This is a genomic window from Rhodococcus sp. NBC_00294 (assembly GCF_036163995.1).
Classification (GTDB): domain Bacteria; phylum Actinomycetota; class Actinomycetes; order Mycobacteriales; family Mycobacteriaceae; genus Rhodococcoides.
In genome coordinates this window covers 3,579,273-3,604,421 of sequence record NZ_CP108043.1, presented here as the reverse complement: position 1 = coordinate 3,604,421, position 25,149 = coordinate 3,579,273, and the positions used below count along the sequence as shown (strand labels likewise).

23 protein-coding genes are annotated in these 25,149 nt (G+C 70.3%); 7 read left to right on the top strand and 16 right to left on the bottom strand.

The window, feature by feature from the left end:
- Nucleotides 1-78: 78 nt before the first annotated feature.
- Nucleotides 79-1,632, top strand: coding sequence for a PucR family transcriptional regulator (locus tag OHB23_RS16815; RefSeq protein ID WP_328809944.1), 1,554 nt, complete (start codon nucleotides 79-81; stop codon nucleotides 1,630-1,632).
- Here OHB23_RS16815 and pucL read toward each other — a convergent pair.
- From pucL to OHB23_RS16795, 4 genes are read right to left on the bottom strand one after another with little or no spacing between them, the layout of a single operon-like run.
- On the bottom strand, nucleotides 1,614-2,534 hold the full coding sequence (gene pucL / locus OHB23_RS16810; RefSeq protein ID WP_328809943.1) for a factor-independent urate hydroxylase: 921 nt from the start codon (nucleotides 2,532-2,534) through the stop codon (nucleotides 1,614-1,616). The genes OHB23_RS16815 and pucL overlap by 19 nt on opposite strands.
- Before the next feature lie 4 nt (nucleotides 2,535-2,538).
- Nucleotides 2,539-2,862, bottom strand: coding sequence for a hydroxyisourate hydrolase (uraH, locus tag OHB23_RS16805; RefSeq protein ID WP_027503685.1), 324 nt, complete (start codon nucleotides 2,860-2,862; stop codon nucleotides 2,539-2,541).
- Nucleotides 2,859-3,368 carry a 2-oxo-4-hydroxy-4-carboxy-5-ureidoimidazoline decarboxylase gene (uraD, locus tag OHB23_RS16800; protein ID WP_328811668.1) on the bottom strand — a complete coding sequence of 170 codons (510 nt, stop codon included), beginning with the start codon at nucleotides 3,366-3,368 and terminating at the stop codon, nucleotides 2,859-2,861. The genes uraH and uraD overlap by 4 nt, the downstream gene beginning before the upstream one ends.
- A gap of 30 nt (nucleotides 3,369-3,398) precedes the next feature.
- Nucleotides 3,399-5,303 carry a solute carrier family 23 protein gene (locus OHB23_RS16795; protein ID WP_328809942.1) on the bottom strand — a complete coding sequence of 635 codons (1,905 nt, stop codon included), beginning with the start codon at nucleotides 5,301-5,303 and terminating at the stop codon, nucleotides 3,399-3,401.
- 202 nt (nucleotides 5,304-5,505) lie between these two features.
- Between OHB23_RS16795 and OHB23_RS16790 the strand changes: the two genes are divergently transcribed.
- The 3 genes from OHB23_RS16790 to OHB23_RS16780 all read left to right on the top strand — a co-directional run bounded on the left by OHB23_RS16790 (nucleotide 5,506) and on the right by OHB23_RS16780 (nucleotide 7,529).
- The gene (locus OHB23_RS16790) at nucleotides 5,506-6,147 is read left to right on the top strand and encodes a pyridoxamine 5'-phosphate oxidase family protein (protein WP_328809941.1); all 642 of its coding nucleotides are present in this window, start codon (nucleotides 5,506-5,508) and stop codon (nucleotides 6,145-6,147) included.
- Between the two features lie 287 nt (nucleotides 6,148-6,434).
- Entirely contained in the window at nucleotides 6,435-6,974 is a 540-nt protein-coding gene (locus OHB23_RS16785) for a nucleotidyltransferase family protein (protein WP_328809940.1), read from the top strand.
- Between the two features lie 42 nt (nucleotides 6,975-7,016).
- Nucleotides 7,017-7,529, top strand: a complete 513-nt coding sequence (locus OHB23_RS16780; RefSeq protein ID WP_222646985.1) for a class I SAM-dependent methyltransferase — start codon at nucleotides 7,017-7,019, stop codon at nucleotides 7,527-7,529.
- Here OHB23_RS16780 and OHB23_RS16775 read toward each other — a convergent pair.
- The 12 genes from OHB23_RS16775 to OHB23_RS16720 form a co-directional block, all read right to left on the bottom strand.
- Nucleotides 7,508-8,233, bottom strand: coding sequence for a haloacid dehalogenase type II (locus OHB23_RS16775; protein ID WP_222627156.1), 726 nt, complete (start codon nucleotides 8,231-8,233; stop codon nucleotides 7,508-7,510). The two genes, OHB23_RS16780 and OHB23_RS16775, sit on opposite strands and share 22 nt — an antisense overlap.
- 115 nt (nucleotides 8,234-8,348) lie before the next feature.
- A complete protein-coding gene (locus OHB23_RS16770) occupies nucleotides 8,349-10,142 on the bottom strand; it encodes an acetyl/propionyl/methylcrotonyl-CoA carboxylase subunit alpha (RefSeq protein ID WP_328809938.1) in 1,794 nt (597 codons plus the stop codon).
- Between the two features lie 89 nt (nucleotides 10,143-10,231).
- Nucleotides 10,232-11,689 (bottom strand): condensation domain-containing protein, encoded by a 1,458-nt coding sequence (locus OHB23_RS16765; protein ID WP_328809937.1) that lies wholly within the window; start codon nucleotides 11,687-11,689, stop codon nucleotides 10,232-10,234.
- Nucleotides 11,690-11,791: 102 nt separating this feature from the next.
- Complete coding sequence (locus OHB23_RS16760; protein WP_037186768.1) at nucleotides 11,792-12,211, bottom strand: SufE family protein; 420 nt, start codon at nucleotides 12,209-12,211, stop codon at nucleotides 11,792-11,794.
- A complete protein-coding gene (locus OHB23_RS16755) occupies nucleotides 12,208-13,095 on the bottom strand; it encodes a sulfurtransferase (protein ID WP_222627152.1) in 888 nt (295 codons plus the stop codon). The genes OHB23_RS16760 and OHB23_RS16755 overlap by 4 nt, the downstream gene beginning before the upstream one ends.
- 82 nt (nucleotides 13,096-13,177) lie before the next feature.
- The gene (locus OHB23_RS16750; RefSeq protein WP_328809936.1) at nucleotides 13,178-13,858 is read right to left on the bottom strand and encodes a Maf family protein; all 681 of its coding nucleotides are present in this window, start codon (nucleotides 13,856-13,858) and stop codon (nucleotides 13,178-13,180) included.
- The gene (locus OHB23_RS16745) at nucleotides 13,855-14,112 is read right to left on the bottom strand and encodes an acyl-CoA carboxylase subunit epsilon (protein ID WP_328809935.1); all 258 of its coding nucleotides are present in this window, start codon (nucleotides 14,110-14,112) and stop codon (nucleotides 13,855-13,857) included. The genes OHB23_RS16750 and OHB23_RS16745 overlap by 4 nt, the downstream gene beginning before the upstream one ends.
- 36 nt (nucleotides 14,113-14,148) lie before the next feature.
- Nucleotides 14,149-15,537, bottom strand: coding sequence for a condensation domain-containing protein (locus OHB23_RS16740; protein ID WP_328809934.1), 1,389 nt, complete (start codon nucleotides 15,535-15,537; stop codon nucleotides 14,149-14,151).
- On the bottom strand, nucleotides 15,528-16,958 hold the full coding sequence (locus tag OHB23_RS16735) for a condensation domain-containing protein (protein ID WP_328809933.1): 1,431 nt from the start codon (nucleotides 16,956-16,958) through the stop codon (nucleotides 15,528-15,530). Before OHB23_RS16735 ends, OHB23_RS16740 begins: the two co-directional genes overlap by 10 nt.
- Complete coding sequence (locus OHB23_RS16730; protein ID WP_328809932.1) at nucleotides 16,955-18,415, bottom strand: condensation domain-containing protein; 1,461 nt, start codon at nucleotides 18,413-18,415, stop codon at nucleotides 16,955-16,957. Before OHB23_RS16730 ends, OHB23_RS16735 begins: the two co-directional genes overlap by 4 nt.
- Nucleotides 18,416-18,473: 58 nt before the next feature.
- Nucleotides 18,474-19,349 carry a glycosyltransferase family 2 protein gene (locus OHB23_RS16725; RefSeq protein WP_328809931.1) on the bottom strand — a complete coding sequence of 292 codons (876 nt, stop codon included), beginning with the start codon at nucleotides 19,347-19,349 and terminating at the stop codon, nucleotides 18,474-18,476.
- Nucleotides 19,346-20,683 (bottom strand): glycosyltransferase, encoded by a 1,338-nt coding sequence (locus OHB23_RS16720; protein ID WP_328809930.1) that lies wholly within the window; start codon nucleotides 20,681-20,683, stop codon nucleotides 19,346-19,348. Before OHB23_RS16720 ends, OHB23_RS16725 begins: the two co-directional genes overlap by 4 nt.
- Before the next feature lie 441 nt (nucleotides 20,684-21,124).
- Between OHB23_RS16720 and OHB23_RS16715 the strand changes: the two genes are divergently transcribed.
- From OHB23_RS16715 to OHB23_RS16705, 3 genes are read left to right on the top strand one after another with little or no spacing between them, the layout of a single operon-like run.
- Entirely contained in the window at nucleotides 21,125-22,420 is a 1,296-nt protein-coding gene (locus OHB23_RS16715; protein ID WP_328809929.1) for a glycosyltransferase, read from the top strand.
- Complete coding sequence (locus OHB23_RS16710) at nucleotides 22,417-23,763, top strand: hypothetical protein (protein ID WP_328809928.1); 1,347 nt, start codon at nucleotides 22,417-22,419, stop codon at nucleotides 23,761-23,763. The genes OHB23_RS16715 and OHB23_RS16710 overlap by 4 nt, the downstream gene beginning before the upstream one ends.
- Nucleotides 23,750-25,147 (top strand): hypothetical protein, encoded by a 1,398-nt coding sequence (locus OHB23_RS16705; RefSeq protein WP_328809927.1) that lies wholly within the window; start codon nucleotides 23,750-23,752, stop codon nucleotides 25,145-25,147. Before OHB23_RS16710 ends, OHB23_RS16705 begins: the two co-directional genes overlap by 14 nt.
- The last annotated feature ends 2 nt before the right edge of the window (nucleotides 25,148-25,149 follow it).

Genomic DNA, 25,149 nt, shown 5'->3' with positions numbered 1-25,149 from the left:
CGCGCCGACGAAACGTGTCCGAAACGAGCGCCGCCTACTGTCGGATCCTCCAACGACGATGCGGGCGGGTGAACGGGTGTGCTGATCCAGGACGTGCTCGACGTACCGGAACTCGCGCTGCGGCGCCTCGTCGGCACCGACGACCAACTCGGTCGGACCGTGCGGTGGGCCTTCGCGACCGATCTGCCGGACCCGTCGCGCTACATCGTGGGCGGCGAGCTGGTCGTCACCGGCATGGTGTGGCGCCGCGCGCCGGAGGACAGCGATGCCTTCGTGGCGTCGGTCGTCGCGGCGGGCGCTGTGGCGCTCGCGGCGGGCGACGAAGTGTTCGGTTCCGTCCCCGACGACGTGGTGAATGCGTGCGAGAAGTACTCGCTACCGCTGCTCGCGGTGCCCTCGGCGGTCGCGTTCGCGGACGTCATCGCGGCCGTCACCAGCCGGGTGACCGGCGATCGGGTGGCGCGGCTCTCCGCCAGTCTGGCCCGCCAGCACCGATTGCTCACCGCGGTCACCGACGGACGCGCGCTCGCGGACCTCACGCACGAGACGGCGCGGGACACGGGCGTGACCTGCCGGATCATCACCGCGGTGGGCCGGCCCGTGGTGTCCGCCGAGCCGTTGGCCACGGAGGTGGTGGACGCTCTCGTCCGCACTGCGGCGCAGAGTCTTCCGTGCCGCGTGCTCACCGAGAACACGGTGCGGTCCGTGCTGCCCGTCGGATCGAGTTTCGGTCACCGTGCGACTGCGTGGTACCTCGTCGTGGACGGTGACCACGAGTGCCTGGACGGGCAGGTTCTCGATGCGCTCGGTCAGCTGGCGAGCATCGCGGCCCTCGATCGCGTGCGCGTGGACGACGGCGCGCGGGTGCTGCGCACCATGGCCGACCGCGCGGCCGAACTCCTCGTCGACGGATCCGGAGAGCAGGCGCTGGAACGCATTCGACAGATCGGCGTCGACGTGACAGGAGACGTCGTCGCGCTGGCCGCCACCGCGGATATGCCTGTCGAGGTCCTGGCCGCGGTGCTCACCGACGCGGTGCGGGAATCGGTCGACGGTGCGGTGAGTGTGGGAGTCACCGGCGGGGACCTCGTGATCGGCGTCGTCGGGCTACCTTCCGGTCGGACGTCCACCCGCATGGCCGCCGATCTCGCCCTTGCGCTGCGTCGACTCGAGGACACCGTGACCGGACGGATCGCCGTGGGCGTGGGTACGGCGGTGGAGGCCGCGGCCCTCGTCGGATGTGTGCGGTCGGCACAGCATGCGCGTGAGGTGGCGGCGGCATCGGCCGACCGGATCGCCGTGCGGACCAGCGCGGACACCGGATCGGCCGCCGTCCTGCTCTCGGTGGTCCCGGACGGACTGCGCGCCGCCTACGCCCGGCGGGTGCTCGGCGCGGTGATCGACCACGATACCCGGACGGACGCAGGCCTTCTGGACACGCTGCGGGCCTACCTCGACCACGACGGTTCATGGAGTCGCACGGCCGACGCGCTGCACGTGCATGTCAACACGGTGCGGTACCGCATCGGTCGGGTGGAGGCGCTGACGGACCGAGACCTGGGGACGACGGAGGACCGCACCGACGTCTTCGTCGCGTTGGCCGTGCTCGGGCCTCAGCCGACGACGCTGTAACCCCGCCAGGCGGATCCCGCGTCGGGGGCGTCCTCGCGTTCGACGGTCGCCTGGATGAGCCCGTAGGGACGGTCGTCGGCGTGGAACACCTCGCCGTTGTTCTCGACACCGAACCGGTCGAGGTCGTACAGGAAGTGGTGCTTGTTCGGTGCACTCATCCGGAGCTCCGCGATGAACGGGAATGCCTCCAGCGCAGCGCGTCCCATCGCGAACAGTGTCTGTTGCAACGCGAGCGACTGGAGTGTGGCGAACTGCTCGATCATCACTGCCTTGACGCCGGCGTACACCTCGTCCCAGTCGACGTCGGTGGTGGTGTAGCGCCACCGGGCCTCGAGCGAGGTGGCCATGACGCGGTCATGAGTCGGGGCGAGCACGGTGTAGGAGTCCTCGAGGAAGCCGGCGAACTCGGAGCCCGTCGACTTCAGGATGATCAGATCCGTGAAACCCGCGGTGACCCAGGTCTTCTGCTCCGCTCCGGAGCCGCCCACGGTGACCGAGGCGACCCGCGTCTCCTGGCCCTTGCGCACCCACGTGTGATCGTGGGGGCGGCCGTCCACGGTGACGCGCTCCCACGCGTACTCCTCGAGTTCGATCCGCGCCTCCGTCACCGGCTCGACGTCGTCGACGAAATGCCGTGCCAGATCCAGGCCGTACGACTCGAGATGCAGCAGGCCCTTCTCCTTCGCGTAGGCGTACGCGGTCTGCTTCTGGGTGTCCGTCGGCAGGACCGCGCCCTGGTCACCGACGAGATGGGCGGCGGAGAAGTCGCCCCGCAGTGCCGAGGACACGGAGATGTCCCGGATCTCGTGGCGGGCGGTGTCGCGGTAGATGCGCACCACTCGGTTCTCGGCCTTGCCGTACTGGTTGGCTCCCAGGACGATGTTCCCGGTCAGATCGGTCATGGGGTCAGCTTCCTCGATAGGTGGAGTACGCGAACGGGGACAGCAGCAGCGGAACATGGTGGTGCGCATCGACATCGAGGACGGTGAAGGTGATGGACACCTCGGGGTAGAAGGTCTGCGTCCCGGACTGCTCGAAGTACGCGGCGGTGTCGAACACGAGAGTGTAGACACCGGCAACGGCGTCGTCCGGGAGCAGTTCCTTGGCGCGTCCCTCCTCGTCGGTGATGCCGGTGGTGACCACGTCGCCGTGCTCGTCGACCACCGCGAGACCCACCCCTGTCGCCGGTGTCCCGTGCACCGCGTCGAGGACGTGGGTGCTGACGCTCACTGTTCGGTCCGCTCGGTCAGCATGCGGGTCAACCTGATTCGATTGATCTTCGCCAGTTCGGTTCTCATCACGCGCCTCTCCGTCTCCCGATCGTTGTCGAGCCTCTCGGTGAGGATAGCGAGAAGCTCCGTCGCAGGGCGGCCCGTCGCACACACCAGGTAGACGTGGCCGAACTTCTCCTCGTAGGTCCGATTCCCAGTCGCGAGCGCGTCCTTGACGCCCTGGTCCGCCGCGCTCACGGCCGCTTGCTCGCGCTGTGACGACGAGCCGGCGGTCACCGAGGCACCGATACGTGGATGACCGTCGAGTGCGCGGTCGATCTCCGTCTCGGACAGTTCCGCCAACTCGCTGTCGGCGCGTTCCAGGAGGGCCTCGGCGCTGTCGAAGGGGCGACCGACGGCCACCCGGCGCGCCCAGATGGACGACGAGCAGCACTCGAACAAGGCGTGCATCGCGGCGCGATCGGACAGCCGATTGAATCCGTCGAGCCCGAGTGCTTCGTGCAGGAACACGAGCGTTCCCTTCTGTGGTGGGGATCAGGACAGGTCGTTCAGTCTGCCGAAACGCGCCGCGGCGATGGGATTCGCATCGGCGACCAGGTGGTCGAACCGGTGGTTCGCGATCTTCGCGACCTCGATCATGGCGAACGACCGCTCCGCACCCGGTGAGTTCTCCATCCGCGACCACCCGTTGGCGAGCACCCGGTCGTAGTGCTTGGTCTCGGCCGCGCAGATGACGAGGGGGAAGCCGAAGTGATCGCGGTAGGCGGTAGCGAGGTCGACAACCGAGCGATGCTCCTCGTCGCCGAGGTGCGCGAGCGAGACGTGGTCCTTGGCGAACGCGGTGCCGGTGTCGTCCTCGCTGCCCAGATCGGGGAAGGCGCTGATCAGCTCGACCTGCTCCTCCGTGGTGCCTGCGAGCAGGGAATCCTGGAATGCCTCCCGCAGTGCATGAGCATCCGCGTAGGGCCGCTGCTCGTACGCGCGACGCACCACCCAGTCCGATCCCTGCACCACGTCGCCGAACGTCGTCGAGAACTCGTCGAGGCTCATCTCGTTGACGGCGTCGAGGGTGATCGAGTCGCCGGGGGAGCCCGCCACCGTCGCCCCGCGCGAGCCGCCCACGTGGAAGAACAGGATGTTGAGGACGATCGCGGTGAACGCACCCAGCACGATGCCGCTCGAGAACAGCAGCTCGAGCCAGCTCGGGACACCCTCCGAGACGGTCGGCTGGATCGTGACCAGCAGGGCCAGACCGAGACTCGTCGCGACGATGATGAGGTTGCGGTGGTCGGTGAAGTCCACCTTGGACAGGGTCTGGATGCCCACGACCGCCACGGTGGCGAAGAGCGCCAACGCGGCGCCGCCCAGGACGGGTGACGGAATGGACGCGACCACCGCCGCCGTCTTCGGCAGCAGGCCCAGGACGATCATGATGGCACCGGCGGCGGCGACCACCCACCGGCTGCGCACGCGAGTCAGGCGCACCAGGCCCACGTTCTCCGAGAACGCCGTGTACGGGAACGAGTTGAAGGAGCCGCCGATCACGGTGGCCACGCCGTCGGCACGCAGGGTGGCGGCGATGTCGTCCTTCGTGATCCGCTTGCCGACGATCTCACCCGTCGCGAAGACGCTGCCCGTCGACTCGACCGCCGTGATCATCAGGACCACGATCATCGAGATGATGGCGATGACACTGAACTTGGGCGCGCCGAACAGGAACGGCTGCGTGAACCCTACCCACGACGCCTCGGAGACACCGTCGAACGTCATGTCGCCCAACACGTACGCGGTGGTGCTGCCGATGACGAGTCCCAGCAGCACGGCGATGGTGGCGGTGAAGCCGCGGAAGAATCGTTGGATCAGCACGATGATCACCAGGGTGCCGATCGCGTAGGCCATCCAGCGACCGTTCGTCGGATCCTGCTCGTGCGTCGCAGGATTGGTGACGGCGTCGTTGACGGCCACCGGCAGCAGCGCGATACCGATGATGGCGATGACCGTTCCGGTCACCACCGGCGGGAAGAACCTCAGCAGCCTGCTGAACCAGGGGGCGATGAGAAACGTGAAGAGGCCCGCCACGATGACGGCGCCGTACACGTACAGCAGGCCCTCGGTCCCGCCGCCGTTCGCCATCGCGATCGCGATGACCGGGCTGACACCGGCGAAGGTGACGCCCTGCAGGAGCGGCAGCTTCACACCGATCTTCCGGAAGCCGACCGCCTGGATGATCGAGGCGATGCCACACGTGAAGAGGTCGGCGTTGATCAGGTGGATCAACTGCTCGTTGGTGAGGCCGATGGCCCCACCGATGATGATCGGGACCAGCACCGCCCCGGCGTAGAAGGCGACGACGTGCTGGAACCCGTAGGCCGCCAGCTTGTGGGCGGGGAGAACCTCGTCGACGGGGTGACGCCGCGTGACGGCGGAGCGAACAGTCATGAGTGGACCTGGTTCCAGGCGAGGGCCGAAAAGGCCTGAGGCGGTGCCCTGCGACGGTGCAGGGCGGCGAGTGACCGGAGTGCGGTGCGATCAGACTCCGCCATGCGGGGCCACCCCGCCAGTCGAGACCGCACAAAGTCGGGGCACCGGTCCGCGCTGGTCGTTGGGTGATCCGCCAACAGGTGGTGAAGAGTGAGGGGCGATGAGCAACCACTATCACCACCTGGTGTTCGGACCCTCGGCGCTGGCGCGGCAGCGCGCGAAGGGCAGCTACACGGCCTACGGTGCGCAGACGGAACGCGGCGACGACGGACCCGAGGAACTCGACGGCCGCGAGAAGGTGATCATCCGCGCCGCGGACCAGTTCTACCTGTCGACGGTCACCGAGACCGGATGGCCCTACGTCCAGTACCGCAGCGGGCCGGCCGGGTTCCTGCAGGTGCTCGACGACCACACACTGGCGTTCGCCGACTTCGCCGGGAACAACCAGTACGTGACGGCCGGCAATCTCGACGCGAACGACCGCGTGGCGCTGATCGTCGTGGACTACCCGCGCCGCCAGCGCGTGAAGATCTACGGGCGCGCGACGGTGGTCGAGGGAAGTGCGGACCCGGCGTTGCTCGAGCGACTTCGGCAGGTGCCCGGCGGCACCGTCGAGTCGCGGTGCGAGCGCAGCGTCGTGATCTCCGTCGAGGCGATCGACTGGAACTGCACCCGCAGCATCATCCCGCGCTACGACCAGGACTACGTGAGCCGGATGGGGGCGCTCTACGAGCGTGACGCTGCGGCGCGGGAGAAGGTGCTGCTCGACCGCATCGCGGAGCTCGAGGCGCGGCTGGAGTAGGCGTGGGGCGGGGTGTTCCACTCGCGGCCAGTGGGGGCGGGTTCCCGCGCGTGGGTGCGAAAAGTGGGACGTGGCGCCCGGGAGGTGGAGTTTCTGGTCCCCTCGGCGGCGGATGGGGCGGGATCCCGCGCCATTCCGCGTCGAGCGGAGCGTCACGTGCGTGGGGTGTTCCACTCGCGGGCGCTGGGGGCGGGTTCCCGCGAGTGGGTGCGAAAAGTGGGACGTGGCGCCCGGGAGGTGCTCGACGCGCACTGGCGCCGGGGACGCAGCCCGTGCAGGGTGGTCGCATGACGACGGTCGGCGTGGTGCTCGCGGCGGGTGCGGGCACCCGGTACGGCGCCCCCAAGATCCTGGCGCACGACGGGCTCTGGTTGGACCTGGCGGTGCGGGCGCTGCGCGAGGGCGGGTGCGACGAGGTCCTGGTCGTCGTGGGTGCCGCGGCGCCGGAGATGCCTCCCGGCGCGCAGGCCGTGGTGAACGACGAGTGGCGCACCGGCATGGGCAGCTCGGTGCGGGTGGGCCTGCAGGCATGTGAGACGACCGACGCCGACCTCGCGGTGCTGCACCTGGTGGACACCCCCGACATCGGCGCCGAGGTGGTGGGGCGGGTTCTCGACCACGCCGCGAGCACTGGAATCGCGCGGGCCACCTTCGATGACACTCCCGGTCACCCCGTGGTGCTCGCGCGCCGGTGGTGGGCGGAGGTCGCGGAGGCGGCGACGGGGGATCAGGGCGCCCGCACCTTCCTCCGCGGCAACCCCGACGTGATCACCGTCGAGTGCGGGGACCTCGCGACGGGTCGCGATCACGACCGCCCGAGCCCCTGACGATTACGCCGAGGCCCGGCTGGGCACAGGACAGTCATGCCGATGAGTTCGTCCGAAGGTAAGTCCTGGACCCGCGACCGTGTCCACGCCCTGGGGTCCGAGCGACCCGTCTCCGTGCTCGACATCGGACCGGGGGTGGGGACCTACGCGAAACTGCTTGCAGGGCCGCAGCTCTCCCGCATCACCGGTGTCGAGATCTGGGAGCCGTACGTGGAGACCTACCGCCTCCACGAGTACTACGACGAGATCATCCTCGGTGACGCGCGCACGGTGGACCTGCCGACGGCGGACGTGGTGATCATCGGCGACGTGGCAGAGCACATGACCGAGGCCGACGCGGTGGCGCTGTGGGCCAAGTGCTGTGCGGCCGCGACGCGGGCGGCGTACCTGTCGATCCCGATCGTCCACTACCCGCAGCACGAGATCGAGGGCAATCCGCACGAGATCCACGTCGACGAGGACTGGAATCACGAGCGCGTGCTGTCCTCCTTCGAGGGCATCGGCGCCTGGGAACTCGGGTCCGAGGTCGGCGTCTACGAACGACTGCTCGCCTGACCGGACCGGAGAAGCCTGCCCAGTTCCTCGAGGTCGTCGACGACGAACTCCCAGTCGTCGGTGGGTTCGGACTCGGTCTGCTGCGGTCCGTGCTCGTGCGGGCGGCGCACGAAGGCGGTCTGTAGTCCGCACCCACGGGCGGCGGCGAGATCATCGTTGTGTGTCGCGACCATCAGGCACTGGCCGGGAGCGAGATCGAGCAACTCCGCCGTCCGCAGATACGACTCGGGAGTCGGCTTGTAGGCCTGCACCACCTCCGCGCCGAGCACCGCGTCCCAGGGGATGCCGGCACGCTTGGCCATGTCGAGGAGCAACGACACGTTGCCGTTGGACAGGGGTGCCACGATGACGGACTCGCGGACGGCTGCGATACCGGCGACCGAGTCCGGCCACGGCGGCAACCGGTGCCACGCCAGAGTCAGATCGTCGACCGCCTCGGTGGGGAGCACGTACTCCGCCAGCAGTTCCACGAGACTCTCGCGGTGCAGCGCGTCGAGCTTGGTGAAGGGGCGCTCACCGGTCCGGATCGGTTGCATCGAGGGCTGGTACCTCGCACGCCACCGGTCCGCGAAGTCGCCCGGATCGATGTCGTCGCGTTCCGGGGCGTACTCCTCCAGCCAGCGCCGCACCTCCTCGGCGATACCCCCGCGCCAGTCGACGACGGTGCCGAACACGTCGAAGAGAGCGGCCCGGACTTCTGTCACGACGCGTGCCCGTACGAGCCGGGAGACGGGAACGCCCGCCCTCGTCGATCGGTTCTCACGTGCGGACTGTCGTCGGCCATGAGAGGAGCGTAACGGGGGCGGGCGTCCGGCCGGCTCACTTCAGTTCTGCGAGAACGGTTCCCTGGGTGATGGCGGAGCCGGGCTCGACGGCGAGTCCGGTGACGACGCCGTCCTTGTGGGCGGTGACGGGGTTTTCCATCTTCATGGCCTCGAGGACGGCGATGAGGTCGCCGGCGACGACTTCCTGGCCCTCGGTGACGGCGACCTTGACGACGGTGCCCTGCATGGGTGCGGTGACGGCGTCACCTGACGCGGCTGCGCCGCCGGCGCCGCCGCGGGTGCGCGCCTTGGGCTTGCGACGAATGACGTTGCCACCGGCAGCAGCGTTGCCGCCGAGCGAGAACTGGCCGGGCAGGGACACCTCGACACGGCGCCCACCGACCTCGACGACGACGTTCTGTCGAGGTCCGTTCTCGTCGTCCTCGATGGGGGCGCCGGCGGTGAACGGTTCGACGGTGTTGTCCCACTCGGTCTCGATCCACCGTGTGTGGACGTCGAAGGACTGACCGTCGCCGATGAAGGCGGGGTCGGAGACGACGGCGCGGTGGAACGGGATGACGGTGGCGAGGCCCTCGACGCGGAACTCGGCGAGGGCGCGGCGGGAGCGGGCGAGGGCTTCCTCGCGGGTGGCGCCGGTGACGATGAGCTTGGCGAGCATGGAGTCGAACTGGCCGCCGATGACGGAGCCGGACTCGACACCGGAGTCGACGCGCACGCCGGGGCCCTCGGGGGCGACGAAGGTGGTGACCGGTCCGGGGGCGGGGAGGAAGCCGCGGCCGGCGTCCTCACCGTTGATGCGGAACTCGAAGGAGTGTCCGCGCGGTGCCGGGTCCTCGGTGATGGAGAGTTCGTCGCCGTTGGCGATGCGGAACTGCTGCAGCACCAGGTCGATGCCGGAGGTCTCCTCGGTGACGGGGTGTTCGACCTGCAGGCGGGTGTTGACCTCGAGGAAGGAGACGAGTCCGTCCTGTCCGACGAGGTACTCGACGGTGCCGGCGCCGTAGTAGCCGGCTTCCTTGCAGATGGCCTTGGCGGAGGCGTGGATCTCGGCGCGCTGGTCGTCGGTGAGGAACGGTGCGGGGGCTTCTTCGACGAGCTTCTGGAAGCGGCGCTGCAGGGAGCAGTCGCGGGTGCCGGCGACGACGACGTTGCCGTGTTGGTCGGCGATGACCTGCGCTTCGACGTGGCGGGGCTTGTCGAGGTAGCGCTCGACGAAGCACTCGCCGCGGCCGAAGGCGGAGACGGCCTCGCGGGTGGCGGAGTCGAAGAGCTCGGGGATCTCCTCGCGGGTGCGGGCGACCTTCATGCCGCGTCCGCCGCCGCCGAAGGCGGCCTTGATGGCGATGGGGAGGCCGTGCTCGTCGGCGAAGGCGAGGATCTCGTCGGCGTCCTTGACTGGTTCGGACGTGCCGGGCACGGAGGGGGCCTTCGCGCGGGTGGCGATGTGGCGGGCGGTGACCTTGTCGCCGAGGTCGCGGATGGACTGCGGGGACGGTCCGATCCAGATCAGGCCGGCGTCGAGGACGGCCTGGGCGAAGTCGGCGTTCTCGGAGAGGAAGCCGTAGCCGGGGTGGATCGCGTCGGCGCCGGACTTGGCGGCGGCGTCGATGATCTTGTCGATCGCGAGGTAGGACTCGGCGGAGGTCTGACCGCCGAGGGTGAAGGCTTCGTCGGCGAGGCGGACGAAGGGCGCGTCGGCGTCGGGTTCGGCGTAGACCGCGACGGAGGTGTAGCCGGCGTCGGCCGCTGCGCGGATCACACGTACCGCTATCTCACCGCGGTTCGCGACGAGAACCTTGCTGATGCGGGCAGTGGCGTGGCTGGGCACGAAGCCTCCTGTGAGGTCGGGTGGGCCGTCGCGTGGTGTCGCTCCGGCGGACGAGCACGGGCCTTCGCCCGCGCCATCGGTTGGTCATCCTAGTTTCGGAGTGTAGGGGTGAGCTCACTCCGGGCCCGCACGAGGTGTGTCCCGGTGGTCACGACGTCGCTGAGCACGGTCCGCAGTTCTGCCACGAACCGGTGGACGGCAGCGGTGGCGACCTCGCTGCTGGGGAACCGGGCCGAGATGTTGACGCCCTGCGGAGTGCGATGCACCCACAGGTAGACGTCGTGGTCGTACTTCCTGCTCCGCAGTGCGCGCGCGTTGACGTCGGGCCACGTCCGCGCGTCGGGTGCGAAGCGCACGTCCATGAAGGAGACGACGAAACGCGGGGTGTCGTGCAGGTCGATCGCCTCGGCGACGAGATCGAGGGGGACGCGCGAGATCGGACGAGTGCGTGCGATCTCGGCTCCGGCGCGCACGACGACGTCTCCGAACGACTCGCCGTCCGCGACGTCGAACGCGAGGGGAGCCACGCCGACGAACCAGCCGAGGGACGCGGCCCACGACGGGTCGTGACGGGTGTGCATCGGGGTGACCGCGCGGAAGCGCCCGGCACCGGACACGGCAGCCGCCGCAGCGCCCATCGAGGCCATGAGGCCGGCGGAGAAGCCCGGACCGGCGCGGCGGCACGCCACGGTGAACGCGTCCGCCTCCTCGGGCGAGAGGACCCACGCGGACAGTCCGGCCTGCGGGATCGGCACCTCCGGGACAGGTCCTATGTCGAGCGGGAAGGACGGGAATCGTCCCCCGTCCTCGGCGAGGAAGTTCGCCCACTCCACGGCGGCGTCGTGCGTCCGGTCGACCCCGCTGCAGAGGGTGCGCTCGAGTTCGCCGAAATCGAGGTAACTGCCGGTGGGGAAGAGACCTGCCGGGGCGCCGGTGGTCTCCTGCTCGTAGAGGCGGGTGAGTTCGTGCGCGATGAGCACGATGGACAGCCCGTCGATGATCGAGTGATCGGCGGCGAAGAACACGGTGAAGTGGTCCGGCGCTGCGTCGCCGCCGGAGTGTCCGGTGGGTTCGAGAGTGACGAACGCGTACGACGGCCACACCAGCGGCGACGTGTACTCGTCGAACAGGTGCTGAAGATGCTGGTACACCTCGCCGGCCTGCGTGCACGCGTCCTGCTGGATGACCCAGATGTCGGTGGCACCGACCGGGGCCGTCACGCGCGAGAGCAGGCCCGTGTCGGGGTCGACGGTGGCGTTGGACCGCATGCCCTCGTGCCGGTCGATCCACGCCAGCACCGCGCGCCGGAACGCGGCGGTGTCGAGCGGGCCCGCGATGTCGAACGCGGTGCCGAGCCACGACTCGCGACCTGCGGACGGCCTGGCCAGGGTGCGACGCAGGTGCGCCTCGTGCACGTAGGAGGTGGGCCGATCGTCGGGCAGCCACCCCGCGTCCTCCGGCGTCGATGCGTGCGGACCGACACTCGGGATCCATTCGGTGAGGGTGCCTGCCGGAATCGGGTAGTCGACCAGTTCGGTGAACTCCACGATTCGGCTGTCCTTCCACACCGGCGCGACGCCCCGTCCGGACGCCGCTCTCGGTACCTCAGTCTACCGCTGAGAGCGACATTGTCCGAACAAAGCGGCGAGTCAGGACCGCAGGTGCTGTTTGACGCGGCTGAGCATCGCCGACATCCCGCGCAGCCGTAGCGGACTCACGGCCGCCGCGAGTCCCAGCTCGGTGTAGAAGTCGTCCGGGACGTCGAGGATGTCGTCGGCGGGAAGACCGTCGAGCCCCTGCGCCAGGATCGACGCGAAGCCGCGCGTGGTCGGTGCCTCCGGCGGGGCGCTGAAGTACAGGCGCACCGCAGACCGGTCGGACGAGTCCACCGACAGGAACAGCGGTGACTGGCACTCCGGGACGGGCTCCATCGCGGCCTGCTCGAGACCTGCGGGCAAGGCCGGCAGCTCCTTGCTGAACTCGAGCAGCATCGTGATCTTGTCCTGGCCCTCGACGGCCGCGAAGTCGTCGACGATCTCGGCCAGCGGCGCGGGCAGTGTTCCGCTCATTGCAGGGCTCCGGGCTCCTCGCCGCGCGCGATCGGTGTGCGCACGGCGTTGCCCCACTCGGTCCAGGAACCGTCGTAGTTCCGGACGTTCTCGTAGCCGAGCAGATGCGTCAGCACGAACCACGTGTGCGACGACCGCTCGCCGATGCGGCAGTACGCGATGACGTCGGCGTCGGAGGACACGTCCCCGTAGACCTCGTCGAGCTCGGTGCGGGACTTGAACCGGCCGTCGGGTGCCGCGGCCTTCGCCCACGGGATGCTCAGCGCTGTCGGGATGTGTCCACCGCGCAGCGCGCCCTCGTCGGGGTAGTCGGGCATGTGGGTGCGCTCGCCGGTGTACTCGGCGGGGGACCGCACATCGACCAGCGGGCCGGATCCGAGGTGTGCGAGGACGTCGTCCTTGAACGCACGGATTGCGGCGTCGTCGCGCTCGACGACGGGGTAGTCCGCCCCGGAGATGTCGGGGACGTCGAGTGTGGTGTCGCGGTTCTCGGCGAGCCAGGCGTCGCGTCCACCGTCCAGCAGGCGCACGTCCTCGTGGCCGAACAGGGTGAAGACCCACAGCGCGTAGGCGGCCCACCAGTTGCTCTTGTCGCCGTAGATGACGACGGTGTCGTCGCGCGAGATGCCCTTGCGGTTCATCAGGTCGGCGAACTTCTCGCCGTCGACGTAGTCGCGCGTGACGGGGTCGTTCAGGTCGAGATGCCAGTCGATCTTGACCGCGCCGGGGATGTGGCCGACGTCGTAGAGGAGCACGTCCTCGTCGGACTCGACGACCTTGAGTCCGGGTGTGCCGATGTTGGCGGAGAGCCACTGCGTCGTGACGAGTCGTTCGGGGTGCGCGAACGACGCGAAGGCGGGGTGGGGATCTGGCGCGACGGACACGTGCGTCTCCTGAGGTTGTCAGACGGGGGGTCGAACTGATTGTGCGTGACCACACGATCCTAGGGCGCGCGTCGGGACGGCGTCAGACGCTGGTGTCGTCGATCCCGTCACGATGCGCCGCGGCGCTCTCCCAGAGGTCGGCGATGCCGACACCCACCTCGGCGAGCAACCGGCGTACCAGCGGCAGCCCGATGCCGATGACGGACGACGGGTCACCCTCGATGCCGTCGACGAACCAGCCACCGAGACCGTCGAGGGTGAACGCGCCCGCGACGGCGAGTGGCTCGCCCGAGCGAAGGTAGGCCTCGAGGTCCCGCTCGGTCGGTGAGGAGAAGTGCACCGTGGTCCCGCAGTGGGCAACGCCGCGTGCGGTCACCCGGCCGTCGTCGAGCCGTAGGACGCAGTGACCGGTGAGCAGGTCACCGCTCGCACCGGCCATCGCCGCCCATCGTTCGCGAGCGACGGCGACGTCTCGTGGTTTGCCCACGAGGTCGCCGCCGATCGACAGCATGGAGTCGCAGCCCACGACGACGACGGTGCCGGTCGACAGCTCCGGATCGTGGGCGCAAGCCTCTGCGATCACGGCCGCCTTGGCCGCGGCCAGCTCGGTGACCACCACCTCGTGCGGGGAGTCGGAGGGCAGTGCTGCGGCGACCGCGTCCTCGTCGACGTCCGAGACCCGGACGATCGGATCCACCCCGGCTGCCCGCAACACGGCCAGGCGGGCGGGCGAGCGGGACGCGAGTACGAACCGGACCGTCACCGCGGTCCGGTGACCCCGGTGGTGAACGAGTAGGGCGAGAAGGCCATGCCCGCGCGGTGCATGGTGGACGGGCGACCCCAGTGATCGAGCACGGGGATCTCGGTCGGCCCGGCGTCGGCCGTGGCGGCGGACAGGACGGCCACGAGGGCGGCGATCTCCTCGTCGGTCGGGTTGCCCGACTCGACGCGCAGGAAGGGCGCCGAGGGAGCGGTCTCGTCCGTACCGGACTCGGTCCGGTCGTCGGCTGATGTCACGAAGCGTCTCCTCCAGGTGCAGGTGTTCCCCGAACTCTAGGGGACGGTGACCGGCGCGTCGGCCGCGGTCCGGGTGTCCACCGCGAACCGTAGGGCGGCCTCGCACGGCTGGGCGACGAGTGCGAGGTGGTCCGTGACGGCGGCCACGAAGGCCTCGATCGTGGTGCGGGCGGTCGGGTTGTCGGGGAACCGGCTCCGCAGTGCGAGACCGTCCGCGGTGCGGGAGATCCAGAACTGCGCGTCGTCGGAGACGGTGACGTTGGAGATGTGGTGGGCGTCGATGCTGCGCAGCAGGTCGTGTCCGGGGGCCGACCGGTAGTCGACGTAGGACACCATGAAGACGTCCTTGCGCGGGCGCCGGAGTCCGCCCGCGGCCTCGACCACGCGGGCGATGGGCACCTCGCCCAGCGCGACCGCGCGTCGCACTGCCGGACCGGTCGAGCGGATCGTGGCCCTCAGGTCGCTCTCGGTGACGACCTCGAGCGGCGCGTTGGTGACGAACCAGCCGACGGACGACCGCCACGCCGCGGATCGACGGGTGTGCAGCGGGAACAGCAGGGGAACCGTGGCGCCACCACCGAGGTCGCGTACCGCGTGCGCCATGGCCGCGAGCACACCGGCGTAGAGGCTGGCCCCGTCGGCCCGGCACCCGGTCTCGGCCGCGTCGGCCTCCGGTGCGGTGAGCAGGGTGTCGACGCGGACCGCACAGCGGTCCGTGCGCCCGTGCGGGACTCCGAGATCGAGAGGGAACTGCGGCGGAGCGCCGGCGCCCGCGTGCAGGAAGTCGACCCACGTGCGGAGCCGGTCGTCCTCGAGGTCGATCGGCGTGCCCGCGGACTCGGCTGCGCAGTAGTCGACGAAGTCACCCGGATCCGGCGCGGTCTCCGGCTCGCCGAGATAGCCCCGACGGACGTCGTCGATGACGACCGCCAGCGAATACGCGTCGACGTGCGCGTGATCGAACCCGCACACCACCGTGGAGACGTCCGGACGATCGATGGCGAGGAAGGTGTAGGCCGGTGCGGAGAAGGGAGCGCACGCGGCGTCGAGCGCGCCGCGCACGACGCGGTGGGCCTCCGGGACGGAGGGGACCGCGATGTCCGGTCGTCGTCGGAGGGTGAGCGCACCCTGCGGATGGTTCACGCGTGACGGACCGGAGTCGGACCGCACGAACCCGGTCCGGAGCGAACCGTGGCGTGCGACCAACCGCTCGAGAGAACGCTCCAGGGCATCGGTGTCCAGCGGCCCCGGGACGTCGAACGATGCTGCGAGCCACGTGCTGCCGTCGTCGACGTCGGCGAGGTGCGCACTCTGGTTGAACGACGGCGGGACCGTCGACGGGACGGGTTCGGCGTCGGAACGCACGAGCCACTGCAGGACGACGCCGGGGCGCGGGGCCCAGGCGTCCACTCCGATCACGTGCACGCGCCACCACCGACGACGCGGTTCCCGTCCCGCGCGACCGTCTGCAGGACCTCCCGCAGGTGCTGGTGGTATCGCGCCACCTGCCGCTGCGCCTCGGGCGTCGCGGGAGTCTGCGACCCGAGATAGAAGTGGCGATCGTCCCGGTTGAACCACATGGACGCGTTCGCGGTGCGGCCCTCCCCGGTGAACAGGATCGCGTCGTCGTCGGCCTCGGAGCCGTGGCCGGGGAACCAGCGGAAATCGATGTAGGACAAAAGGTGCGGGCTCGATGCCAGTCCGGCGCCGCCGACACCGGACTCGAAGAGCAGCTGCAGCACCTTCCCGATCGGCGCTGCCGCGGTGGCCTTCGTGCGGGCGTAGGCCTCGCTCGCCCGACCGACGAGGGTGCGGAAGTCGCCGGCGCCCGCCACGGGGAACGTCACGGGCGCGAAATTGCAGAACCAGCCCTGGGACAGGGCGAAGTCCCCGAGGTGGCGGGTACCGAGCACGGTGATGCCGGCGTAGTCGTCTCGGCCCGCGAGCTCGTGATCGGTGATCGCGACCGCGGCGAACAGGCCCGTGACGAACTTCCCACCCGCCTCCCGGCACGCGGCGTCGAAGGCCGCGGTGTCGTCCGCGCCCAGCAGGTCCATCTCGATCGGTTCGACGGGAGCGGTCTCACCCGGTGCGAGTCCGAGGTCGAGCGGGAAGGACGGCATCGCGCCGCCGTGGGCTCGCACGACGTCGATCCACTCGGCCAGCTCGGGGGAGTCGGCGTCGACGGCCTCGGCCCTCTCGTTCTCGATCGCGACGTGCTCGAGGAAGCTTCCGGTCCACGCCGAGATGTCGGTGGGTGCACGGTTCGACTGCGCCGCGCGATAGAGATCGATCAGCTCCGCCAGGACCAGGACCTGAGAGGCGCCGTCGGAGAACGCGTGGTCCGCACCGTAATAGAGCGTGAATCCCCCCGGTCGCGCCACCGTCCCGAACGCCACGGCGGGCCAACTCAGGGGTGTGGCGTCCCGCGAGAGCCGATCGCGCACGTAGTCGAGGAACTGGTCGGGCGCCGAGCACTCGCCCGCGGAGACGGCCCGCAGGCGCGCGGCCGCCGGGGGAACGCGGCGCCGCACGACCGCGCCGCCGTCCGTCTCGAACCACGTCTGCAGTCCCTCGTGGCGCAGGAGGAACTGCTCGAAGGCGAGGGTCAACGCGGCGACGTCGAGATCTCCGGCGACCTCGGTCGCGGAGCCGAGGTACGCGGTGTGCGTGCCTCCCCGGTCCGCCACCGCGCGCACACCGCGAACATGGTTCTCCTGCAGAAACGACGGCGGGGTGGGATCGACCGGTGCGGACTCGACGAGCGGCCGTGCGTCGTCGACCGGATGCCACTCGAGCAGTTGGCCGGGTGCGGGTTTCCAGTTGCGCATCGCCGTGATGATCATGCGTGCACCGTCCTGTCCGCCCCGCTCTCGACGACGGCGCCGGCGGACTCGCGCAACACCTCCTGGAATCGGGCGAGGTAGGCGTGCACGTTGCGGACCGCCTCCTCGTGGCCGGGGAACCGGGCAGCGATGCTGAGGCCGAGCGGCGTGCGGAGAATCCAGAAGTAGACCTCGTCGCGGGAGGCGGTGGCACTGCGGAGTGTGCGCGTGTTCCACAGCGGCCACGACTCGGCATCGGGGGTGTGCCGCAGATCGAGATAGGACACCACGAACTGCGGCACCGAGTCCACGTTCAGCAGCCGCGCGACACGGGAGTACGGCTGGCGTGCATAGCCCTTGACGGCGTCCAGGCCGGCGGCGGCGCGGCGCACGGCGTCGTCCACGTCCGAGCCGGGGTCGACGTGGACGTCGACCGGCACCACTCCCACGTACCAGCCGACCGATTCGGCGTACTGGGGCTCGAAGCGCGTGTGCATGGGCATGGTCACACGCAGTCGGCGTTCACCAGCGAGGTCGCGGGAGGTCAGTGCCAGCGCACCGACCACGGCCGCGGTCATGGACGCACCCCGCGCGCGGGTGTGTGCGGCGAGCGCGTCGGTGTCCGCCGCACTCAACAGGTAGCGGGAGAGACTGCTCTGCCGCTCGGGACCGTGCTCGTCGTCGGCGCCGACCGGGAGGGGGAACGGGGGGAAGCTGCCGTCGGAGAGGAAGGACGACCAGGTGCGGACCACCTCGTGGTCGGGGGTCAGGCAGTCACCGGTCTCCCGGTCGACGACGCTGAAGTCGAGATGACTGCCGATCGCCGCCAGCCGTGGATCGCGCGCGTGGATCTCGAACTCGTACAGCCGGCGGAGTTCGCTGACGGCCAACAGCATCGAGTAGGCGTCCATGACGGAGTGATCGGCTCCGAAGATGAGCAGGAACCGGTCCGTCTCGTCGTCCTCCTCGGTCGACGAACTCGGGGCGATGTCCTCGACCGTGGCGACCACGCAGTGCGGCCACCGGAACGGCGACAGGGTGCGGGCGAAGAAGTCCGAGACGTCGGCGTGCACGTCGGATCCCGTGCGCCGACGCCCGAGTACACGCGGAACCACGTCCACCGCATCTTCCGGGACGGTGGAGCGGGCGAGACGGGCGCCGCCGTCGGCGTCGACGCCGTCCGTCGTGACCGTCGAGCGGAAGGTCTCGTGGCGAGAGGTCCACGCGCGCAGAGCACGACGCAGCGCCTCGGCGTCGTACCGGTCGTGGATCTCGAACACCGCCCCGATCCAGGCGGCGCCGATCTCGTCCGAGGATCCCGTGGCAGCCTTGGCGAGGCTGTGACGGCAATGTTCCTCGTGCGTGTAGGCCAGTGGTCGGTCGTCCCGATACCAGCGGTCGGTCGCGGTGACGGTGGGGATCCACTCGGTCACCACGCCCCGGGGGAGCGGGTGATCGGCGAGCTCGGTGAATTCCATCTTCGGTCTCACGTCCGTTCGGGTCGAGATCGCAGGGTCGGGAAGTGGAGCGGTGCGCTCAGGGCATTCCGCGATCGGTGCGGGGGCGCAGGAGATGTCGCGCGGAGATGGATCCGCTGTCGCTGTCGTAGGCGCGGATCATCACGAGTCGGCAGGCGTGGAGCACGGACACCCCCGGCACGTACAGCACGAGCGCTGCCGCCGCGAGCGCGTGGCGTCGATGCAGTCGTAGGGTTCGGGGGAGGCACGCCATGTAGCGGACGAAGGACCGCATTCCCGATTCCATTCGGCGCGGCGACACTCCCACGGTGAGGGAGGGCAGAAAGGCGTTGCGCCCACCCGACTCCTGGACGCAGAGTCCCATGTCGACGTCCTCGAAGACGTCGCGGCGCAGCGAGACGTCCTCGCGGATCAGCTTCCACGTCTCGCGGCGCAGGATCATGTTGGAGCCGTACAGGACCGGAACGTCGCGGACCTCCGGCGTGGACGGCGACCGCCGGGCGAGCGGTGACCACCGCGCCTTGATGCGGGCGGCCGCGTCGCCGTAGGGCAGCTCGTACGCCTCACCGCGTCCGCACGCGGCGGCCCAGTGCTGATCGACGTCGGCGGCGAAGAAGTCGAGAATCGTTGCCGCCCAGTCATCGGGCACGCGGGTGTCGGCATCGATCCGGGCGACGAGATCCCCGGACGCCGCATCCATACCGGCGTTCCGGGCGAAGACGAGACCCTGCTGCTTCTCGGTCACCACGCGGATCTCGGGGTGGTCCGTGGCATGTCGTCGCACGATGTCACGGGTGCCGTCCGCGGAGTTGTTGTCCACGACGATGATCTCGGTGATGCAGTCGAGCTGGGTGCACAGCAGGTCCAGGCACGCGCCGATGCACTCCTCCTCGTCGAATGCCGGGACGACGACGGACAGGGACAGTCGGTTCATCGGGAGGTCTCCGTTCGCGAGGCGGTCGGGTGCAGCGGGGCCGTGCGGCGCTGCGCTGCCGCCTCGACGAGGTCGGCGCACCGCCGGACCGCACCGGTGGGCGAGACGAGGGAATCCGCGAGACGCTCTGCAGCAGAACGTGTCCGTGGGTGGAGCACCCGGGCCAGAGCGGCATCGAGCGAGGCGGAGGACGCCGATCGTGCGGCGACGCTCGCGCCGACTCGCGAGGCGACGACGCGTCGTCCCCACAGGGGTTGATCGGCACCGACGTGACACACGAGGGTGGGTCGACCGGCGCGCAGACCGGCGGCGGTGGACCCGGCGCCGCCGTGGTGGACGACGGCCTCGCACTGCGGGAGCACCGCGGTGTGGTCGACGGCCGACACCGAGAGGACATCGTGCCCGAACTCGCTGGAACCGGGGGCGTTCTCGCGCAGCAGCCGGTCGTCCCAGCCGCCGACGAGCAGAACGCGTCTCCCGGCACGCCGAACGGCAGCGACGAGTTCGTCGAGAAGAGCCGCGCCGCCGGGGACCGTCATGCTGCCGAACCCGATGTACACCGGTGGTGTGCCCGCGCGGAGCCAGGAATCGAGACCGTCGGTGACCGGGGCAGCTCGCTGCACCGCGGCGCGAGTGCGGGCGTCGGGATGCAGGAAACCGGTGAGAGGTCGCGCCGGGCCCCATTCCTCCGTGAGCCCGGGGAACAGCGCCGCGTCGTACGCCTGGATTTCGGTGACGCCGGAACGCGCCAGCGCCCCAGCGACACTGGATGTCATGGGCGGAAGTCCGAGTTCTGCTCGGAGGGTGGTGTGCGCACCGCGGGAGGCGCGCCACAGTGTGGTGTCGAGCGCCCACCACGCCGCGCGGTGCACGAACCCCGGCAGGGCCGACGGTACCGGGACGACGGAGGCGACGCCGTTGCTGCGAACCGGGCAGAAGTGCAGGGGTACGTAGGGGATCGAGTGCACCTCGGCCACGTCGTACGCGCTCTCCTGACCGACGGACGACCCCACGAGGACATCGCTGCCGGCGGCCAGGTCGGTCAGCGCGGCTCGCGCGGCGCGACCTCCCGCGACGGTGACGGCTGTGACGGCTGCCAGCCGGCGGCGCGGGTTGCGCGAGGCCATGTCTCGGGTCACGAGGGGCGAGGTGAGCAGCTCCGCGGTGTCCACACCGCACGGGCGAGCATCGAGTCCGGCGGACGCGGCGAAGGCGACGAGGTTCGGCGGAACGGCGAGCACCACACGGTGTCCACGTCGTTCCAGCTCGGTGGCCAGGACGACGCCGGGCTGCACGTCGCCTCTACTTCCCTGAAATGCCAACGTGACCTGCATGTCTCACCCCCTCGAGCGTTGCTCCGCGACCCCCGCGCGCCGAGCGTCCGCAACTGATGACCTCCGCGAACTGTTCCGGAACGACCATTGCAGACATGGTGGGACTCCGCCAATCGTGACGTCCTACGCCACACCGACACGCCAGGGTGACGAGTGTCTCGCTGTCCGAGTTGCGATCGGGCCCGTCGTGACATCCCACGCCGCTGCGCCGACCCGACCTCCTTGTTCGGCGTATTCTGCTGTCAGCCTTGACAAGTCGACTGCGGCACTGCTTGTGACCAGCGTGCGTTCCCGACCTCGAGGTCTGTCCGTGGTCCAGTTCTCGGATCGGCACACGACATGCCGTCCCGTGCGTCGAATGGTACGAACAAGTGACACAAGCGGACGAGACGCCATTTCCGGCGCGCTCCACATCAGGTATGTCCGAGGGGGAATCGAGTCGTGCGCATCGTCATGGCCGTCAGCGGAACGCGAGGCGACGTACAACCTGCCGTCGTCCTGGGTTCGGATCTGGCGGGCCGGGGCCACCACGTGGTCATGGCAGTTCCGCCCAACCTCGTGCACCTGGCCCGCGGGGTCGGACTCGAGACGGTGCCGTTCGGGTACGACACCCGCGAGCACATGAACTCGGACCTGGTCCGTCACGGCCTGTCCCGCGGGTCGGTCGCCGACCGTGCGCGGGCGCTCGCCGCACTGTGGAACTTCGGGTGGGACCAGATGGTGACGGAATTGCGCGACGTCGTCGACACCACGGCGCCGGACGTGCTGCTCACCGGCATCACCACCGAACAGATCGCGCTGCCCCTCGCCGAGGCGCGCGGGATCGGTCTCGTCGCACTGCATCACGCGCCGGTGCGCGCCAACCCGCGGTACTCACCTGTGCCCGGCATCGACGGTGCGCCGGCTGCGGTCGTCGGACTTGCCTGGACCGTGCTGGACCATGTCCTGTGGACGGCGACCCGGCGGCGCGAGAACACGCTGCGCCGCTCCCTGGGCATCCCCACGGTGTCGTCACCGCTTCCCGGTCGCATGGCCCGTCGCCGGACCGTCGAGATCCAGGCCTACGACCGGGTGTTCTGCCCCGAACTCGCCGTCGACTGGGACGGCACGCGTCCCCTCACAGGTTTCCTCGAGGTGTCCCCGGAGCTGCGGGCACGGATGGATCCGCAGCCGTCCGACCCGTCCCTGGACGAGTGGATCGACGACGGCCCCCCGCCCGTCTACGTCGGCTTCGGATCCATGCCGGTGACGAACCCGGCGGCCGTCCTGGCCGCCGTCGCAGATGCCGCGGCGCGCGTGGGCGAACGGGTTCTGCTGTGCGCCGGCTGGAACGACGTCGACTCCGCCGACGCGCTCGGTGATCACGTCCGTGTGACCGGCGCCGTCGACCACGCCGCGGTCTTCCCCCGGTGCCGCGCCGTCGTGCACCACGGCGGCGCGGGGACCACCGCGGCGGGACTGCGGGCCGGACGGCCGACGGTGGTGTGCTCGGTGTCGTCCGATCAGCCCTTCTGGGGTCGGCGGGTCGTCGCCCTGTCGTGCGGCGCCGCGATGTCCGCCTCCGACATCACGGCGCAGTCGTTGGAGAAGGCGTTGCGCCTCGCTCTGACGCCCGAGGCGGCCGCGGGCGCAGCCGCCGTGGCCGCCGCCATGACGAGTCCCGCGGAGGCGGTCCGCCGCGCGTCCGACCTCGTGGAGTCGGCCCGCCCCGCACCGACGGACGCGGTGGTCGCATGACGGCGCGGCTTCAGGATCAGGACTTCACCTACTGGTTCCTCTCCGAGGCGTTCGGGTGGGACGTGGTCCTGCAACTCGTGTGGCGCTTCGACGACGCGGTGCCGGACGCCGACGTGACGGCGATGGCGGTGGGACTCGCGCGCGGAGCACTGCATCGACGCATCGTGCGACCGTCGATTCCCGTCGCCCGCCCGGGCTGGGTCCGGTCCGACCGGGATCCCGCCGTTCGGCTCGACGACGAGTCTGTGACACCGGACGAGGTCCTCGACTGGGCGACGCGCGATCTCGAGACCGTCGACCTCGACGCCGACGAGGGTCGCTGCTGGGCGCTGCGGTCCACCCGGACGACCACCGGTGGATCGGCGCTGTCTCTCACCTGCCTGCACCTCGTCGCGGACGGCCGAGCGATGACGGCGGCCGCTGTGGCCGCCGTCGCCGACACGGCCGGGGTGCGCGACGACATCGGCGCCGCGCCGACCGGGCCGTCCGCACTCGTCGGGGACGTCGGCGACGCAGCACGTCAGGTGGTCGGAGCCGTGGCCGGCGTGGCACGGACCGCCGTCGCGGTGGTGTCCGATCTCCGCTCGACCGACTCCGGCGTCGCACGTCCGGCCTCCGTCACCCCGCGCACCCCCGCACACACCCGTGCGCCGCTGGCTCGTCCGTCCTGGGCGACGGTCACGGTGCCGGTGGCGGAGTGGGACGCCGTCGCGCAGCGTCACGGCGGGACACGGAACTCGTTGTTCGTCGCGGTACTCGCCGGTGCGCTCGTCGCCACCGGCTACGCAGACGACGGGCTGCCCGTGAAGGTCGGCATCCCGATGAGTCTGCGCCGGGGTGACGACGATCAGCGCAGCAACGCCACCGGGGGCGTGTCGATCTCACTCGCCGAGCGCGTGGTTCCGGGCTCCGATCTGGGCGGTGTCCGCGCGCTGTGCCGGGACGCGTTCACGGCGCTGTCCGCCGGACGCCGGCCGGCGATGATTCATCTGCAGCCACTGCTCCAGGTACTCCCGCTGTCCGTCGTGACGTCCGTGGTGACGGGCGGCGGGTCCGGTATGCCCGACGTGGTCGCGTCGAATCTCGGGTCCTTCGACGGTCTCCGCCGGGTCGGCGGCCGTACCGCCACGGACGTCGCCTTCCGGGGAACAGCGCACCACGTCGACCCCGCCGGCACGCAACGCTTCGGCGAGGGCGTGCAGTCCTGGTACCTGGAGACGGACGGTGCGGCGACCTTCGCCGTGGCCGGGTTCGACGAGACACGCGTGGGTTCCGCGGAGGCGCTGACGGCAGCCCTGTCCGCGGAGCTCACCGGATGGGATGTGCCGCATGAGTTCTGGTGACGTGACCACTGCTCAGGTCCGCCCGGCAGACCGCGTGGCGGGTGCCGACGAGTCGTACGCGTTGGCGGAGCGACTCTTCGGATGGACGGCGCCGATCCAGTACCTGTGGATCTTCCCGGCCGACCCGGGTGCGGACGCCGTCGCGACGCTCGCCGACCGGCTCGCGTCGGGATCGTTCGACCGCCGGGTGGTCCCCACCTCCGTGCCGTTCGGCCACGACCGATGGGTGCGGGCCGAGCGCCCCGCCACGGTGTACACCGAACCCGGAACCATCGCGGACGACGCCGTGGGGGACTGGGTCGATGCGCGGCTCCGTGCGGCCGATCTCGACCCGTCTGCCGGACGCGGTTTCACGCTCGAGTGCGCGCACACCGATACCGGGAGAACCGTTCTGGCACTGCTGGTCTCGCACATGATCGCCGATGGCCAGGCCGTGTACGCGGCGCTCGATGCGGCTCGCCGGGGGCCGACGCGCTCGGCACTGCCCACCGGGCGTGACGTCGCCGGGTGGGCCGGCGTGCGGGGCGATCTCCGTGACGCGGGGGCGCAGATTCCGGCGGTGGCGCGGGCTCTCGCGGTGATCGGGAAGGCGGCGGCGACGGCCGGCGCGACGGCGCTGCGGACGGCGATCACGCGATCCGACGAGACTGCCCCGACTGCCGCGCCGGTCGCGGCTCGCGCGGACGAACCCACTCCGACCGAGTCCGACACCACTCTCGCCGTGGTGGATCTCGATCGCCGCGAGTGGGTCGACCGCGCGGCCGAGCACGGTGGTACGCCGAACAGCCTCTTCACGGCCGTCATGGGCGGGGTTCTGCGTGCGTCCGGCCATCCGACGGGTCCCGAGGGCACGCGCATCTGCATCGCGGTGAGCAACCGCGCCGACGGCGACGACAGAGCGAATGCGTCCGGGGGCGTGTGGATCCGGGTGCCCGGGCCGATCGGACCCGAGGTGGGGCTCGGCGAGATCCGCGCGCTGAGCAAGGCGGCGTTCGCGAAGTACGCGACCACGGACGACGCGGTCACCGACCACCTGCAGGCGGTGGCCAGGTTGCTTCCGGACCGGGTGCTCGGGCGGATGATGACGTCCATCGCCGGGCCGGACACCACGGTGTCGAACCTGGGCGCCGCGCCGCAGAGCGCCCTCGAACTCGGTGATCAGGTCGCGGAGTCGTTCGGTATCCGCGCGATCATGCAGGGCCGCGACGCGGCCGCCCGGCGTCGACAGGGACCGGCGATCGCCGCGTGGGCGGTGGAGTACGGCGACAAGGTGACGGTCACCGTGTTCGGCATCCACCCCGAGTACGCGGGAGACACCGGCCGGCTCCGCGAGACGGTGTCCGCGGAGCTCGACCGGTGGTCACTCGAGCACTCGTTCTGGTGAGG